Source organism: Gordonia sp. PDNC005, assembly GCF_016919385.1.
Taxonomy (GTDB): domain Bacteria; phylum Actinomycetota; class Actinomycetes; order Mycobacteriales; family Mycobacteriaceae; genus Gordonia.
The window spans coordinates 3,127,886-3,144,752 of record NZ_CP070351.1 but is presented as its reverse complement, the minus strand read 5'-3'; the positions used below and the strand labels follow the sequence as shown (position 1 = coordinate 3,144,752).

Genomic DNA, 16,867 nt, shown 5'->3' with positions numbered 1-16,867 from the left:
CGTGGCGACTGCAAAACGCAGGCTGCTGGGTCTGGTGTTCTTCGTTGTGGTCTTCGGACTGCTGGCGGCGTCGATCCTGAAGTTCCAGGGGACGTTCGACAAGTACACGACGGTCACATTGCAGACCGACAACGCGGGCAACGCTCTCGCGGAGAACTCCGACGTGAAGGCGCGCGGCGTCATCGTCGGCACCGTCCGGAGCATCAAGGTGCAGCCGGGAGGCAAGGCGCTTGTCGAACTCGGGCTCGATCCCGACAAGGCCAAGGAACTGCCCCAGGGCACCACTGGTCGTGTGCTGCCGAAGACCCTGTTCGGTGAGCGTTTCGTCTCGCTGACCGTGCCGACGAACGGCCACGGGTCGCTCTCCGACGGTGAGACCATCAAGACCGATCCCCGCGGCAGCGCCGCTGAGGTCGAGGACCTGTTCGACGCGCTCATGCCGGTCCTCAAGGCGATTCCGCCGCAGGACCTGAACGTGACGCTGACGTCGATCTCGCAGGCGATCGGCGGCAAGGGCAAGCAGCTCGGCGGCACCATCGACCGACTGAACACGATCTTCAAGCGCGTCAACGCGAACATGGACGACCTGCAGGGCACCCTGCGCGGTCTCGCCTCGTTCTCGCAGACGTACTCGGAGGCACTTCCCGACGTGATCGACGCGCTCGACTCGCTTCGCGTCACCGGCAACACGCTGGTGGAGCGCCAGGGCGACTTCAGCACCCTGATCTCCACTCTCGGCGTCGCGGCGACGGACACCACGAAGTTCCTGCGGAAGAACCGTCGTGATCTGCTCAACTTGGCGATCGACTCGGAGTCCTTCCTGGTCCCGCTGGCGAAGCAGTCTCCGACATTCCGCTGCATGTTCCACAACTTCGCGACGATCGTGCCGAAGGTCGGCGACATCGTCGGCAAGGGCACCGACAATCCCGGTGTCCGCGTGAATCTGCAGTTCGTGAACCCGCGCGGTCGCTACCTGCCGAACCAGGACGAGCCGCGTCTGCTGTGGCGCGACCCGCCTGCGCGCTGCTACGAGCCTGCGACCAACGGTCGCCCGTTCCCGCAGTACCCGGGAGGCGGCGTTCCGGACGGATCGTACCAGCCGCCGTCGCGCAACGCGGGCCCCACGACCTGGCCGGATCTTCCGCAGCCGCAGTTCAGTGGAGCACCTGCCGGAGCCGTCTACGACGACCAGGACTACAGGAATCAAATGAAGATCGTCTACGGCGCCTCGACCGGAGTCGATCCGGCTGAAGTACCGACGTGGATCACCTACATCGGTGGCGGAGCAGCAAAGGGAGCGCAGGTGACAGTCAAGTGAGGTCATTGACAGCGCCTCTGATCAAGCTGATCGTGTTCGCGGTGATCACCGCGGTCGCGACGGCGATGCTCGGACTCACGATCGCCAATGCGGGCGGCGGGGGCCGGACCGGCTTCAAAGCCGTTTTCAACGATGCCGCGATGCTGAACTCCGGCGACGACGTCCGTATCGCGGGGGTGCGCGTCGGTCAGGTCGAGAGCGTTGAGATCACGAACCGCAATCAGGCGCTCGTGACGTTCAACGTCGACCGCGACTCGCTGCCCGCCAGCACCAACGTCTACATCCGCTACCGGAACTTGACCGGTCTGCGGTACGTGGCCCTCGAGAAGGGCCCGGGCGACTCACGAGAGACGGTCGGCAAGGACTTCACGTTCGGCACCGATCCGAAGGTGCAGAACACACACCCTGCTGTGAATTTGACGGAACTGTTCAACGGGTTCCGTCCGTTGTTCAAGCAGATCACGCCCGACGACATGAACAAGCTCGCCGAGACCGTGATCAAGGTCTTCCAAGGCGACATGGATACGACGATCAGCCAGCTGATCACTCAGACGTCGGAACTGACGAACGCACTGGCCGACAAGGATCAGGTGATCGGTGACATGATCACCAACCTCACCAAAGTCCTCGAGACGGTCAACCGCAACGACGATCAGTTCACGAGCCTGCTCGACAACACCGAGAAGCTCGTGACGGGTCTCGCGGCGCAGCGCGGCTCCGTCGGCTCGGCGGTCACATCGGTCTCGAACCTGACAACGGTGATGGGCTCGATCCTGTCGAAGACCCGTCCGGCCATTCAGGGCGACATCGCAGGCATCAAGTCGCTGTCGGACCAGCTGAACACGCGGACCGACGACATCGAGAAGGCACTGACGAACCTCCCGGTGAAGCTGCAGAAGATCGGCCGTGCGGCCACCTTCGGTTCGTGGTTCCAGTTCTACCTGTGCGGCATCGACGTCGTCGCGGGCAACGGCAAGTCGACGCTGCTCACGCAGCCGCTCGTCGGCCTTCCTGACATCAACCACGTCCTATACACCAGTGCCGCCACGCGGTGCTGGAAGGACAACAAGCGACCGGGGGAGTGACATGACGACACAGCCGAACACACCCGACGCCTCCGATCAGGAGGCCCCGGCGCCACAGAAGAGCAGGCGGTTCGCCGGCCGTCGCAGTGCGACAGGAATCGGCGGCCTCGGCCTCTTGATTCTGATCATGATCTCGGTGTCGTCCTTCTACCTGAAGGATCTGCCACTCCTCGGCGCGGGCGCGCAGTACACGGCAGCGTTCTCCGAAGCCGCCGGACTCAAGCCCGGCAACGAGGTCCGTGTCGCGGGCGTCAAAGTCGGCGAGGTCACCGGGGTCGAGCTCAACGGCAACAAGGTCGACGTCCACTTCCGCGCGAACAACACGTGGATCGGCGATCAGACTCAGGCGTCCATTCAGATCAAGACCGTCCTCGGTCAGAAGTACCTGGCGCTGAACCCCCGGGGCAGCGAGCTCGCCGATCCGGACGTCACATTCACCGATACGGTCGCGCCGTACGACGTCATCGAGGCATTCGGCGACGCGGCGGACCAGATCGAGAACGTCAACACCGACAACGTGGCCAAGAGTCTCCGCACCCTGGCGAACGCCTTCTCCGGTACTTCCGGAGATATCGGCCCATCGCTTGAGGGGATCTCCAGGCTGTCGAACACCATCGCCAGCCGTGACCAGGAAGTGCAACGCCTGCTGCGCGCGACGAAGGACTCGTCGAAGATCCTCGCCGATCGCAACGAGGAGTTCACTCGGCTCATCGCCGGCGCGGGAACGCTGCTCGAAGAGCTCAACAACCGCCAGCGGAGCATTTCGGCACTTCTCGCCAGCACAACGACTCTGAGTCGAGCGCTGACCGGAATCGTCCGTGACAACGAGGCTCAGATCGGCCCGGCACTCGACTCTCTCGAAGGTGTCACGGACATGCTGACCCGCCAGAACCAGAATCTGCGCGACACGATCACCTACATGGCGCCGTTCTACCGCCTGTACGCGAACGTGCTCGGTAACGGTCGCTGGTTCGAGTCGACGGTGACCAACCTTCTGCCGCCCGCACTCCCGCAGCAGAACACCACTCGTCCGCCCAACATGCAGAAGAACCTCAACAACGGCGGAACGGGGGGCCGATGACCACGGCAGACAACGAGTCCGGGGTGTTCAACAAGCGGAACATCGTCTTCGGCGCACTCGGCACGGTCCTCTTGCTGATCATCGGCGCCGCCGGATGGTGGGCATCGACCCTGGTCGGCACCACCACGGTGCACGCCACCTTCAGCAGTGCGGTGGGCATCTACGAAGGCAGCAACGTCCGAGTGCTCGGCGTTGACGTCGGCAAGGTCACCAAGGTCACGCCGAACGGCGACGTCGTCGACGTCGACATGCGCGTCAACCGTGGTGTAACGCTGCCGGAGAACGTCGGGGCGGTGCAGATCATCCCGTCGATCGTCGCCGACCGCTACGTCCAGCTCACCCCTGCCTTCAACGGTGGACCCGAAGCAGACAGCGAGATCCGGCTCGGCACCGACAAGACTGCGGTGCCGGTGGAGATCGACGCGATCTACAAGAATCTGCAGAAGCTGTCAGTCTCACTGGGGCCGGACGGTGCCAACAAGAACGGTGCGGTGACCGACTTCGTGTCCACGGCCGCCAAGAATCTCGACGGCAACGGCGCCAAGCTCGGCGAGGCGATCACCAACCTGTCGAAGGCGGCGACCACGCTGTCCGACGGACGCGGTGACCTCTCCTCGACGATCTCGAACTTGAACGTTTTCGTCGGAGCGCTGAAGGAGAACGACGCTCAGGTCCGCCAGTTCAACACACAGATGGCGTCGTTCAACCAGTTCATGGCGGGCGAGCGGAACCAGCTCGGCAAGGCGCTCGACACGCTGTCGTACGCCCTCGGCGACGTGGCGACGTTCATCTCGGACAACAACGACCGTCTCGGCAATACGATCCGCGATCTTCAGCCGACCGGTCAGGCACTGCTGGACAACAAGAAGCACCTGCTCGAGATCTTCACAGTGCTGCCCGTGACCATCTCCAACCTGATCAACGCATACGATGCTGAGTCCGGAACCGTCGCGATGCGACTGAACCTGCTTGACCTGCAGAATCCGCTCGCAGCGCAGTGCCGCTTCCTCGACCTGAAGAATCTGATGCCGGGCAATCCGCTCGCCATCGACTTCAGCAAGAAGATGGCGCCGCTCATCGACGGCTGCAAGAGCTTGACGAAGCAGATCAACGACGGGGTCCTCGAGCCCATGCTCCCGATCCTCCCGTTCGGCTTGCTGAGCGCGAAGAAGCAGCAGCAGAACCCCGCACCAGGCACCAATTCGGGTAACCCCGATCCGCGACTCCCCGGAGGCAAGTGATGAAGGCGACGCTCAGCAAGCGCGCGCGCACCGCCGCGGTCGGCGCCGTCATGGCGACCGTTGTCGCAGTGACCTCGGCCTGTGCAGGCATCCAGTCGGTTCCGCTGCCCGGCGGTGTTGATGTGGGGGACAACCCACGTGAGTACCGGATCCAGTTCGCGAACATCCTCGACCTGGTTCCTCAGTCGATGGTCAAGATGGACGGCATCCCCGTCGGTCAGGTGACCAAGATCGAGGTGCCCGAGGATTCCTGGGAGGCCGTCGTCACCGTCAAGGTGAAGAACTCGGTGGATCTGTCGGACAAGTCGCACGCGGCCATCCAGCAGACCAACCTGCTCGGTGAGAAGTTCGTGTCTCTGTCCGAGCCGGACGGCGTCACGTCGTCTACTCCGCGCCAGCCCGAGTCGCAGATGATCAAGTCGGACAACGGCCGTACCCGGACGACAACCGACATCGAGCAGCTGCTCGGCGCACTGTCCATGCTGCTCAACGGTGGCGGCATCAATCAGTTGAAGCCGATCGTCGAGGCGATCAACGACTCGATCGGCTCGGATCCGGGTCGGTTCGCTTCGTTGCTCCGTCAGACCGAGACGCTGATCACCGGTCTGAACGCGCAGCGCGACGACATCGTTCGGGCCATCGACGGAGTCAGCCGGCTGTCCGAGCGCGCCAACAACCAGACGACTCAGATCGAACGGATCCTCGATGAGCTTCCGGCCGGTGTGCAGGTCCTCGAAGAGCAACGACCGCAGTTCGTCGACCTCCTCACCAAGCTCGATGATCTCGGCAAGGTCGGGACCGACATCCTCGGTAAGGCGCACGACGAGATCATCAACGATCTCAAGGCACTTCGCCCGATTCTGACCGAATTGTCGAAGTCGGCTCAGGACGCGGTGACCGCTGTCCCGCTGATGTTGACGCACCCGTTCCCGGACGATCTGCTTCCGGCAGTGCAGGGCGACGCCACCAACCTGTTCATGACGCTCGACCTGCGGCTGCTGAATCAGTTGGAGGCACTCGGCGTCGGTCAGGGCACCCCGAAGTACAGCCCGCCGAAGGTCAATCCGCCGAAGGTCGACCCGAACAACCCGTACATCAATGGCAACGGCCCGCGCTGGGGTTGGCCGACGATCTCGCTGCTTCCGCCGCCGTTGAACTCGCGCCCCGGACCCAACACGCCGCCTTCCGGCGGCACGTACCCGGCCGGCGCGAAGAAGAAGACGACGGCGAAGAAGAAGCGCTCGTCGAACCAGTACGCACCGCTGCCCTCGCAGGGCGACGGCTCGGACTTCTTGGACGCGACTCTCTCGCTCGTGAAGGGTGACGACGCATGATCAGCCGTCTCGTCAAGATCCAGTTGATCGTGTTCGCGGTCGTCGGTGTTCTCGCGATCGTCTACGTCGGCGGCAAGTACGCCCGGCTCGACAAACTCGCAGGCCTGTCGACCTACCACGTGACACTTCCGATGGAAGACGCCGGAGGCATCTTCCCCAACGCCGAGGTCACGTACCGCGGTGTGCCGGTCGGCCTGGTCGGCGACATGCAGATGACCAATGACGGTGTTGAGGTCACTCTCAACATGAACTCGAGCGCGGCCGAGGTGCCTGCGTCGGCGAAGGCAGTCGTCACCAACCGCTCGGCGATCGGTGAGCAGTTCATCGACCTGCAGCCGACATCTTCCGACGGCCCCGTCCTCAAGGACGGCGACACGATCAAGGAGTACATGCTGCCGCCGAAGCTGCAGAACGTGATCTCCGATGCGATCAGTCTGACCAAGACCGTCCCCGTCGACGATCTGAAGACGGTGGTGACCGAACTCGGCAAGGCGTTCAACGGTCAGGGTGAGAATCTGACGAGGCTGGTCGATTCGCTCGACAAGCTCTCGCAGAGCGGAGTCGAGAACCTCGACGACACGATCTCGCTGATCAAGAACTCGAACGTCGTGCTCGGCACGCAGGCGGAGCAGTCGGACGAGATCCTCACCTGGTCGCGCAATCTTGAACTGGTGACCGCGACGCTGGCAGGTTCCGACCCGGCGATCCGTCGCATTCTGTCGAACGGACCGCGGGCAGCTTCGTCACTCTCGCACTTCATTCAGAGCAACGGCGACGACGCGGGCAAGCTGATCCATCAGCTTGGCGCCACAGTCGACTACACGGAGCCTGCGGCGTTCGCCACCGGAATCACGTTCGCGTTGCTGTCCGCACTGTCTGCAGGCAGCCACTCGCCCGCACCGGGTGACGGACAGATCCACTTCGGCATCGTGCTGGAGACGGGCAATCCGGCGAGCTGTACCCGAGGGTATGAGAGCACCGACGCGATCATTGCCGAAATGAAGCGCCGCAACCCGGATTTCGACGTCAACTACGATGACTTCCCTTTGAATACTCAGGCGAATTGTGATGTCCCCGTAGGCAGTCCGACGGCCGTGCGCGGCGCGCGCCGAGCCGTACTCGCCAACCCGGACTTCCCGCAGCCGTGGGACAACAAGCCGAAGAAGGATCCCGACAAGCTGAACCTGAACCCGTTGGCCACTCAGCTGGGCGGGCTCATGGGAGTGCACGAGAAGTAGCCTCGAGAGCGGCTCGTCGGAGGTCACCAGACCATCGGCGGGCCGTTCTTGTTGCTGAGGGAAGGTACAGTGGCGCACGATGAAATCTGACGAGAACAACGGGATCGATCCCGCAGAGGACGCCGCCGTCGACGACACGGTGAGTCTGACCAAGCCGGGTGCAACTGATCCCGAGTCTGCCGACGCAGCAGCCGCCGCTGATGTATCGCTGGACAAAGACGGCGCAGACGAGGCCTCTGTCGACGCGGATCCCGCTGACAGCACGGACGAGTCGACCGACGAGTCGAGCGCAGCAGCTGAACAGGACACAGTCGTGCCGGCTGGCAGCGCACCCGACGAGGAGAGCAGGCACTGGCTCGCTTCTCTTGCACTTGCGGGAGCTGCCGCGGCGTTGGTCGCAGCGGTGGTGTGTCTCGGCTACTTCGGCTACACGGGCATCCGTGCCTACACCGTCGACTCGGCCCGTGAAGAAGTGCGCAACGCCGCGGTCGACGGGGCGGAGCAGGCGATGCTGAACATCATGTCGATCGACTCCTCGTCGCCGAAGGCGTGGCAGGAGCGGATGAAGTCCTCGTTGACCGGCGATGCGCTTAAGCAGGCGATCTCCGAGTCCGATGGCGCCGTCAAGCAGATCGAAGCCGCCAAGGAGAAGAATCTGACCATCAAGGCGAAGGTGATCCGAAGTGCCGCGACCGAGGTGAACGCCGACGAGGAGACCGCCACCGTGTTGGTGTTCGCCCAGGCGACGTCGTCGATGGCCCCGGACCGCCCGCAGCCGCAGTCGAATCTCATCACGATGGTGAAATCCGACGGTACGTGGAAGGCGTCGAAGATCGTCCCGCTCACGGGCATCGCCTACGACCAGAACTCGGCGCAACCGACCCTGAACGAAGGGGGCAACTGATGGCCGCCGGAGGTAACAAGCCCCGCCGTACACCGAAGGTCGCCGGACGCGCCACGTCGAAGGTCGAAGTCTCCGAAGTCGGCGTCGCGAAGCGCGCCGCCGCCACCGGTCCTACGAACGCATCGGTCGGCGTCTCAGGAGTCGAACGCAAGCGCAAACGTGTGGAGGACGCCCGTGCGGAGGCGCAAGCCGAGCGTGCTGTCGCCGACGTCGAACCCTCGGTGCGTGGGACGAGATCGACCTACCGCCTGGCGGCTGTGCTCGCGGGAGCCGCTGCCGTCGTCGCCGCCGTTGCGGTCCTGTTCGCGCTCCACCCGGGCGCAGACGTCTCAGACAACAAGGCGTTCGTCGATCAGGGCAAGACCGAGCAGGTGCTCGCGGGCACGCGCGATGCCGCGTGCGTTCCGTTCCAGTACGACTACCGGACCCTGGACAAGTGGCTGGGAAGGGTCGGCGACTACTTGACGGGGTCATCGCTCGAACTGTTTCAGACGAACTTGAAGACCTCGCGAGAACTCATCACGCAGACCAAGTCGTCGTCGGATTGCAGGGTCGACGCCGTCGGACTGTCGGAGATGTCGCGAGACAGCGCAACCGCCATCGCGAACCTGGTCGTCAGCACGAACCAGAACGGTGCGATCACCGATTCGCAGTTCCCGCAGGTGAGGATCGTCATGGAGCGAGACGGCGACCGCTGGAAGGCTGCAGACTTCCTGGACCCGTAGAAGGTGAGTTCAGGGTGGCATTTTGATCTGTTTCCGCGCGTTCGCTTGACGGAGGGGCCCTCCGGGGTCCACTCTGTGACCAACCGAATGCACGCAGGTGGCAGCCCGCTGGAATTCGGTTCCCTTCCGGGTTGACAAGCCCTGGACATCTTCTGATACAGTTGGACGTTGCGCTGGCTGCCTCCTGTCTGCTGTTCGTTGATCCGCCGATCACCATGGTGATCGTCCTGATTACACGTTCTTTCTTCAGGTTGTTTCGCCACGCACGTGGCCCCACGGCCAATGGCTACTACGCCACGCACCGAGAAACTTCGTGTTGGAAGGACGCATCTTGGCTCTCGACCGCCAGTCCACCTCAACCACAGCGGGTATCATCCCGGGCGCGCCGCACCGCGCCTCATTCGCCAAGATCGACGAGCCTCTGGAGGTTCCGGGTCTGCTGGACGTCCAGCTCGACTCGTTCGATTGGCTCGTCGGAACGCCCGAGTGGCGCGCGAAGGCGATCGCCCGCGGGGAAGAGAACCCGGTCGGCGGACTCGAGGAGGTCCTCCGCGAACTCTCACCCATCGAGGACTTCTCGTCCTCGATGTCGCTGTCCTTCTCTGATCCGCACTTCGACGAGGTCAAGGCCTCGGTCGACGAGTGCAAAGACAAGGACATGACCTACGCGGCGCCGCTCTTCGTCACCGCCGAGTTCATCAACAACAACACGGGCGAGATCAAGTCGCAGACCGTCTTCATGGGCGACTTCCCGATCATGACCGACAAGGGCAGCTTCGTCATCAACGGCACCGAGCGTGTCGTTGTCAGCCAGCTGGTCCGCAGCCCCGGCGTGTACTTCGACGCCAGCATCGACAAGGCCACCGAGAAGACCCTCCACTCCGTGAAGGTGATCCCGGGCCGTGGTGCATGGCTCGAGTTCGACGTCGACAAGCGCGACACCGTCGGTGTCCGCATCGACCGCAAGCGCCGCCAGCCGGTCACCGTGCTGCTGCAGGCACTCGGCATGACGCGTGAAGAGATCACCGAGCGCTTCGGCTTCTCCGAGATCCTCATGTCGACGCTCGAGAAGGACTCCACGTCCAACCAGGACGAGGCGCTCCTCGAGGTGTACCGCAAGCTTCGCCCGGGCGAGCCGCCGACCAAGGAGTCCGCCGAGAGTCTGCTGGAGAACCTGTTCTTCCGCGAGAAGCGTTACGACCTCGCACGCGTCGGTCGCTACAAGATCAACAAGAAGCTCGGCCTCACCGCGAATCCGATGTTCGGCGAGTCGGTCCTGACCCGCGAAGACATCATCGCGACGGTCGAGTACCTCGTGCGCCTGCACGAGGCTGATCCGAACCACATCTCGAACATGACCGTCCCCGGCGGCGTCGAGGTTCCCGTCGAGGTCGACGACATCGACCACTTCGGCAACCGTCGTCTCCGCACGGTCGGCGAGCTGATCCAGAACCAGATCCGCGTGGGCCTGTCGCGTATGGAGCGTGTTGTGCGTGAGCGCATGACTACCCAGGACGCCGAGGCGATCACTCCGCAGACCCTGATCAACATCCGTCCCGTCGTGGCGGCGATCAAGGAGTTCTTCGGAACCAGCCAGCTGTCGCAGTTCATGGACCAGAACAACCCGCTGTCGGGTCTGACGCACAAGCGTCGCCTGTCGGCACTGGGTCCCGGCGGTCTGTCGCGTGAGCGCGCAGGCCTCGAGGTCCGAGACGTCCACCCGTCGCACTACGGCCGCATGTGCCCGATCGAGACCCCGGAAGGCCCGAACATCGGCCTGATCGGTTCGCTGTCGGTGTACGCCCGCGTGAACCCGTTCGGGTTCATCGAGACGCCGTACCGCAAGGTCGTCGACGGTGTCGTCACCGACGAGATCGCCTACATGACCGCTGACGAAGAGGATCGTTACCTGATCGGTCAGGCGAACACGAACTACGACGCCGACGGCCGCATCACCGACGAGCGTGTCCTCGTCCGTCTCAAGGGCGCCGAGGTCGAGTTCGTGCCGGCAGGCTCGGTCGAGCTGCTCGACGTGTCGCCTCGCCAGATGGTCTCCGTCGCAACCGCGATGATTCCGTTCCTCGAGCACGACGACGCCAACCGTGCCCTGATGGGCGCCAACATGCAGCGTCAGGCGGTGCCGCTGGTTCGCAGCGAGTCGCCGCTGGTCGGCACCGGCATGGAGCTCCGTGCCGCCGTCGACGCGGGCGACGTCATCGTCACCGGCAAGACCGGTGTGGTGGAGGAGGTCTCGGCCGACTTCATCACAGTGATGGCCGACGACGGCACGCGTGACAGCTTCCGTCTGCGCAAGTTCGAGCGCTCGAACCACGGCACCTGCGCCAACCAGGTCCCGATCGTGGACGAGGGCCAGCGTGTCGAGGCCGGTCAGGTCCTCGCCGACGGTCCCTGCACCGATCAGGGTGAGATGGCGCTCGGCAAGAACCTGCTCGTGGCGATCATGCCGTGGGAGGGCCACAACTACGAGGACGCGATCATTCTGTCGCAGCGCCTCGTGGAAGAGGACACGCTCACCTCGATCCACATCGAGGAGCACGAGATCGACGCCCGCGACACCAAGCTCGGGGCCGAGGAGATCACTCGTGACATCCCGAACGTCTCCGACGAGGTCCTCGCGGACCTCGACGAGCGTGGCATCGTGCGCATCGGCGCCGAGGTCCGCGACGGCGACGTGCTGGTCGGCAAGGTCACCCCGAAGGGCGAGACCGAGCTGACGCCCGAGGAGCGTCTGCTCCGCGCGATCTTCGGTGAGAAGGCTCGCGAGGTCCGCGACACGTCCCTCAAGGTGCCTCACGGTGAGACCGGCAAGGTCATCGGCGTCCGCGTCTTCAGCCGCGACGACGACGACGATCTGGCACCCGGTGTCAACGAGCTCGTCCGCGTCTACGTCGCGCAGAAGCGCAAGATCCAGGACGGCGACAAGCTCGCAGGTCGCCACGGCAACAAGGGCGTCATCGGCAAGATCCTCCCGCAGGAGGACATGCCGTTCCTCCCCGACGGCACGCCTGTCGACATCATCCTGAACACCCACGGTGTTCCGCGTCGTATGAACATCGGCCAGATCCTGGAGACGCACCTCGGGTGGGTCGCCAAGGCGGGCTGGAACATCGACACGGCACAGCTGGAGGAGGAGTGGGCCAAGCGCCTGCCCGCCGACATGCTCTCGGCCGAGCCGAACACGAACACCGCGACCCCGGTGTTCGACGGCGCCAAGGACGATGAGCTGGCGGGTCTGCTCGGCTCGACGCTCCCGAACCGCGACGGCGACGTCATGGTGGGCCCGGACGGCAAGGCGACGCTGTTCGACGGTCGTTCCGGCGAGCCGTTCCCGTACCCCGTGTCGGTCGGCTACATGTACATCATCAAGCTGCACCACCTGGTCGACGACAAGATCCACGCTCGTTCGACCGGTCCGTACTCGATGATCACGCAGCAGCCGCTCGGTGGTAAGGCGCAGTTCGGTGGACAGCGCTTCGGTGAGATGGAGTGCTGGGCGATGCAGGCGTACGGCGCCGCCTACACCCTGCAGGAACTTCTGACCATCAAGTCGGACGACGTCGTCGGCCGCGTGAAGGTCTACGAGGCGATCGTCAAGGGCGAGAACATCCCGGAGCCGGGCATCCCCGAGTCGTTCAAGGTGCTCCTGAAGGAGCTCCAGTCGCTGTGCCTGAACGTGGAGGTGCTGTCGTCGGACGGCGCCGCCATCGAGATGGCCGACTCGGACGACGAGGATCTCGAGCGCGCTGCTGCCAACCTCGGCATCAACCTGTCGCGCAACGAGAACGCCACTGTCGACGATCTCGCCAACTGACCCTCACCACTTACGACGGGGTTCACCCCGGTGAACCCAGAGAGCTCTGAAAGGTAACACGTGCTCGACGTCAACTTTTTCGACGAACTGAAGATCGGTCTGGCCACGGCCGACGACATCCACAACTGGTCGTACGGTGAGGTCAAGAAGCCGGAGACCATCAACTACCGCACCCTGAAGCCCGAGAAGGACGGACTCTTCTGCGAGAAGATCTTCGGCCCCACCCGGGACTGGGAGTGCTACTGCGGCAAGTACAAGCGCGTCCGCTTCAAGGGCATCATCTGTGAACGCTGCGGCGTCGAGGTGACAAAGGCCAAGGTGCGCCGTGAGCGCATGGGCCACATCGAGCTGGCCGCCCCGGTCACGCACATCTGGTACTTCAAGGGTGTGCCGAGCCGTTTGGGCTACCTGCTCGACCTCGCGCCGAAGGATCTCGAGAAGATCATCTACTTCGCCGCGTACGTCATCACCTCGGTGGACGACGAACTGCGTCACGCAGAGCTGTCGACCCGCGAGGCCGAGATCGGCGTCGAGCGCAAGGCCATCATGGACGACCTCGAGGTGGCACTGGCCGAGCGCCAGAGCAAGCTCGAAGCCGACCTGGCCGAGCTGGAGGCCGAAGGCGCCAAGGCCGACGCCAAGCGCAAGGTGCGCGATGCGGGCGAGCGTGAGCTCAAGCGCATGCGCGACCACGCGAACCGCGAGGTCGAGGCGCTCGACGAGATCTGGGACAAGTTCGTCAAGCTGTCGCCCGGCGAGCTCATCGTCGACGAGCGTCTGTACCGCGAGCTCGAGGACCGCTTCGGCGAGTACTTCGCCGGCTCGATGGGCGCCGAGGCGATCAAGAAGCTGCTCGAGACGTTCGACATCGATGCAGAGGCCGAGTCGCTGCGCGAGACGATTCGTTCGGGCAAGGGCCAGAAGAAGCTGCGCGCGCTCAAGCGACTGAAGGTCGTCGCCGCGTTCCAGCGTTCGGGCAACTCGCCGCAGGCGATGGTCCTCGAGGCCGTTCCGGTGATCCCGCCGGAGCTGCGTCCGATGGTCCAGCTCGACGGTGGCCGTTTCGCCACGTCCGACCTGAACGACCTGTACCGCCGCGTCATCAACCGCAACAACCGCCTCAAGCGCCTCATCGATCTCGGTGCACCCGAGATCATCGTGAACAACGAGAAGCGCATGCTGCAGGAGTCGGTCGACGCACTGTTCGACAACGGTCGCCGCGGCCGTCCGGTCACCGGACCGGGCAACCGCCCGCTGAAGTCCCTGAGCGATCTGCTCAAGGGCAAGCAGGGTCGTTTCCGTCAGAACCTCCTCGGCAAGCGTGTCGACTACTCGGGCCGTTCGGTCATCGTCGTCGGTCCGCAGCTCAAGCTGCACCAGTGCGGCCTTCCGAAGCTGATGGCTCTCGAGCTGTTCAAGCCGTTCGTGATGAAGCGACTCGTCGACCTGAACCAGGCGCAGAACATCAAGTCGGCCAAGCGCATGGTGGAGCGTCAGCGCCCCGCCGTGTGGGACGTTCTCGAAGAGGTCATCGCCGAGCACCCCGTGCTGCTGAACCGTGCTCCCACGCTGCACCGTCTGGGCATCCAGGCGTTCGAGCCGCAGCTCGTGGAGGGCAAGGCCATCCAGCTGCACCCGCTCGTCTGTGAAGCGTTCAACGCCGACTTCGACGGTGACCAGATGGCTGTGCACCTCCCGCTGTCCGCGGAGGCGCAGGCCGAGGCACGCATCCTGATGCTGTCGTCGAACAACATCCTGTCGCCTGCGTCGGGCCGTCCGCTCGCCATGCCGCGTCTGGACATGGTGACCGGTCTGTACTACCTGACCACCCAGAAGCCGGGTCTGGTCGGGGAGTACACCGAGGGTTCGGCGGACGACGTCGAGCGCGGTGTGTACTCCAGCCCCGCCGAGGCGATCATGGCCGTCGACCGCGGTGCGCTGAGCATCCAGGCGACGATCAAGATCCGTCTCACCGATCAGCGTCCGTCCGCGGACGTCGAGGCGGAGCTGTTCCCCGAGGGCTGGCGCCGCGGAAGTGCGTGGGAGACCACCACCACCCTGGGGCGCGTGCTGTTCAACGAACTGCTCCCGCACGACTACCCGTTCATCGACGAGCAGATGCCGAAGAAGCGTCAGGCCGTGATCATCAACGATCTCGCCGAGCGCTACCCGATGATCGTCGTCGCGCAGACTGTCGACAAGATGAAGGACGTCGGCTTCTACTGGGCGACCCGTTCGGGTGTCACGGTGTCTATGTCGGACGTCCTCGTGCCGCCGGCCAAGGCAGAGATCCTCGAGCGTTACGAGGAGCGTGCCGACGGCCTGGAGCGCAAGTTCCAGCGCGGTGGTCTGACCTCCGACGAGCGTCGTGACGCGCTGGTCGAGATCTGGAAGCAGGCGACTGAAGAGGTCGGTAAGGCACTCGAGGACTACTACCCCGAGGACAACCCGATCACGATGATCCCGAAGTCGGGCGCAACGGGCAACATGACCCAGGTGCGTAACCTCTCGGGCATGAAGGGCCTGGTGACGAACCCGAAGGGTGAGTTCATCCCGCGTCCGATCAAGTCGTCGTTCCGTGAGGGCCTGACCGTCGCCGAGTACTTCATCAACACACACGGTGCTCGTAAGGGTCTGGCCGACACGGCTCTGCGTACCGCAGACTCGGGCTACCTGACTCGTCGTCTCGTCGACGTGTCGCAGGACGTCATCGTCCGCGAGACCGACTGCGGCACCGAGCGCGGCATCCTGGTCCCGCTGGCCGAGAAGTCGGCCGACGGCGCGATCATCCGCGACGCCCACGTCGAGACCTCGGCGTACGCTCGTACGCTCGCGGTCGACGCGCTGGACGCTGCGGGCAACGTTGTGATCAAGAAGGGTCACGACCTGGGCGACCCGGCGATCGAGGCGCTCCTCGCCGCAGGCGTCACCGAGGTGAAGGTCCGTTCGGTCCTGACCTGTGCCACCGGCACCGGAGTGTGTGCTCACTGCTACGGCCGCTCGATGGCCACCGGCAAGCTCGTCGACATCGGCGAGGCCGTCGGCATCATCGCGGCTCAGTCGATCGGTGAGCCCGGTACCCAGCTGACGATGCGTACGTTCCACCAGGGTGGTGTCGGTGACGACATCACCGGTGGTCTTCCGCGAGTCACCGAGCTGTTCGAAGCCCGCGTCCCCAAGGGCAAGGCTCCGATCGCCGAGGTGTCCGGCCGCGTCAACATCGAGGACGACGATCGTTTCTACAAGATCACGATCGTTCCCGACGACGGCAGCGACGAGGTCGTCTACGACAAGATCTCGAAGCGCCAGCGCATGCGCGTCTTCAAGCACGAGGACGGCACCGAGCGTCTGCTCGCCCACGGCGATCACGTCGAGGTCGGCCAGCAGCTCATGGAGGGTGCAGCCGATCCGCACGAGGTTCTGCGTGTGATGGGTCCCCGCCAGGTGCAGATCCACCTCGTCAACGAGGTCCAGGAGGTGTACCGGAGCCAGGGTGTGTCGATCCACGACAAGCACGTCGAGACGATCGTCCGTCAGATGCTGCGTCGCGTGACGATCATCGACTCCGGCGCAACCGAGTTCCTGCCCGGTTCGCTCACCGAGCGCGCCGAGTTCGAGGCCGCCAACCGCGGCGTCGTCGCCGAGGGCGGCGAGCCTGCATCGGGTCGTCCCGTCCTCATGGGCATCACGAAGGCGTCGCTCGCGACGGACTCGTGGCTGTCGGCGGCGTCCTTCCAGGAGACCACTCGCGTGCTCACCGATGCGGCCATCAACAGCCGCAGCGACAAGCTCGTGGGCCTCAAGGAGAACGTGATCATCGGTAAGCTGATCCCGGCCGGAACCGGCATCGACCGGTACCGGAACATCCAGGTTCAGCCGACCGAGGAAGCTCGTGCCGCCGCGTACGCGCTCCCGACGTACGACGACACCTACTACAGCCCGGACAGCCCCTTCGGTGCTCCGAGCGGTGCCGCCGTTCCGCTGGACGATTACGGCTTCGGCAGCGACTTCCGCTGACCTGAGTTCGCAGAGAACCCCCGCCCGATTCGTCGGACGGGGGTTCTTTCGTCTCCGCGGCACGACGTGCGGAGGAGCGAGGTCAGATAAGC

Annotated in this window: 10 protein-coding genes; all 10 read left to right on the top strand. The window is 64.3% G+C overall.

Going from position 1 to position 16,867, the window contains the following annotated elements; all coding sequences use genetic code 11:
- Position 1 precedes the first annotated feature (1 nt).
- The 10 genes from JVX90_RS15040 (at position 2) to JVX90_RS14995 (ending at position 16,775) form a co-directional block, all read left to right on the top strand.
- Positions 2 to 1,318 carry an MCE family protein gene (locus JVX90_RS15040; RefSeq protein WP_205329514.1) on the top strand — a complete coding sequence of 439 codons (1,317 nt, stop codon included), beginning with the start codon at positions 2 to 4 and terminating at the stop codon, positions 1,316 to 1,318.
- Entirely contained in the window at positions 1,315 to 2,403 is a 1,089-nt protein-coding gene (locus JVX90_RS15035) for an MlaD family protein (RefSeq protein ID WP_205329513.1), read from the top strand. The genes JVX90_RS15040 and JVX90_RS15035 overlap by 4 nt, the downstream gene beginning before the upstream one ends.
- Before the next feature lies 1 nt (position 2,404).
- Positions 2,405 to 3,484: an MCE family protein gene (locus tag JVX90_RS15030; protein ID WP_205329512.1), complete on the top strand. Its 1,080-nt coding sequence runs from the start codon at positions 2,405 to 2,407 to the stop codon at positions 3,482 to 3,484.
- A complete protein-coding gene (locus JVX90_RS15025; protein ID WP_205329511.1) occupies positions 3,481 to 4,725 on the top strand; it encodes an MCE family protein in 1,245 nt (414 codons plus the stop codon). Before JVX90_RS15030 ends, JVX90_RS15025 begins: the two co-directional genes overlap by 4 nt.
- The gene (locus JVX90_RS15020) at positions 4,725 to 6,059 is read left to right on the top strand and encodes an MCE family protein (RefSeq protein WP_205329510.1); all 1,335 of its coding nucleotides are present in this window, start codon (positions 4,725 to 4,727) and stop codon (positions 6,057 to 6,059) included. The genes JVX90_RS15025 and JVX90_RS15020 overlap by 1 nt, the downstream gene beginning before the upstream one ends.
- On the top strand, positions 6,056 to 7,297 hold the full coding sequence (locus tag JVX90_RS15015; protein ID WP_205329509.1) for an MlaD family protein: 1,242 nt from the start codon (positions 6,056 to 6,058) through the stop codon (positions 7,295 to 7,297). The genes JVX90_RS15020 and JVX90_RS15015 overlap by 4 nt, the downstream gene beginning before the upstream one ends.
- Before the next feature lie 79 nt (positions 7,298 to 7,376).
- Positions 7,377 to 8,201 carry a hypothetical protein gene (locus JVX90_RS15010; RefSeq protein WP_205329508.1) on the top strand — a complete coding sequence of 275 codons (825 nt, stop codon included), beginning with the start codon at positions 7,377 to 7,379 and terminating at the stop codon, positions 8,199 to 8,201.
- Entirely contained in the window at positions 8,201 to 8,926 is a 726-nt protein-coding gene (locus JVX90_RS15005; protein WP_205329507.1) for a hypothetical protein, read from the top strand. The genes JVX90_RS15010 and JVX90_RS15005 overlap by 1 nt, the downstream gene beginning before the upstream one ends.
- Positions 8,927 to 9,257: 331 nt before the next feature.
- Entirely contained in the window at positions 9,258 to 12,758 is a 3,501-nt protein-coding gene (locus JVX90_RS15000) for a DNA-directed RNA polymerase subunit beta (RefSeq protein WP_008377551.1), read from the top strand.
- Positions 12,759 to 12,818: 60 nt separating this feature from the next.
- Entirely contained in the window at positions 12,819 to 16,775 is a 3,957-nt protein-coding gene (locus JVX90_RS14995; protein ID WP_205329506.1) for a DNA-directed RNA polymerase subunit beta', read from the top strand.
- Positions 16,776 to 16,867: the final 92 nt, after the last annotated feature.

What these genes read in the sequence shown, in the direction of transcription:
- JVX90_RS15030 (WP_205329512.1), top strand. Translation starts at nt 2,405, where the DNA reads ATGACGACACAGCCGAACACACCCGACGCCTCCGATCAGGAGGCCCCG.
- JVX90_RS15025 (WP_205329511.1), top strand. Translation starts at nt 3,481, where the DNA reads ATGACCACGGCAGACAACGAGTCCGGGGTGTTCAACAAGCGGAACATC.
- JVX90_RS15020 (WP_205329510.1), top strand. Translation starts at nt 4,725, where the DNA reads ATGAAGGCGACGCTCAGCAAGCGCGCGCGCACCGCCGCGGTCGGCGCC.
- JVX90_RS15015 (WP_205329509.1), top strand. Translation starts at nt 6,056, where the DNA reads ATGATCAGCCGTCTCGTCAAGATCCAGTTGATCGTGTTCGCGGTCGTC.
- JVX90_RS15010 (WP_205329508.1), top strand. Translation starts at nt 7,377, where the DNA reads ATGAAATCTGACGAGAACAACGGGATCGATCCCGCAGAGGACGCCGCC.
- JVX90_RS15005 (WP_205329507.1), top strand. Translation starts at nt 8,201, where the DNA reads ATGGCCGCCGGAGGTAACAAGCCCCGCCGTACACCGAAGGTCGCCGGA.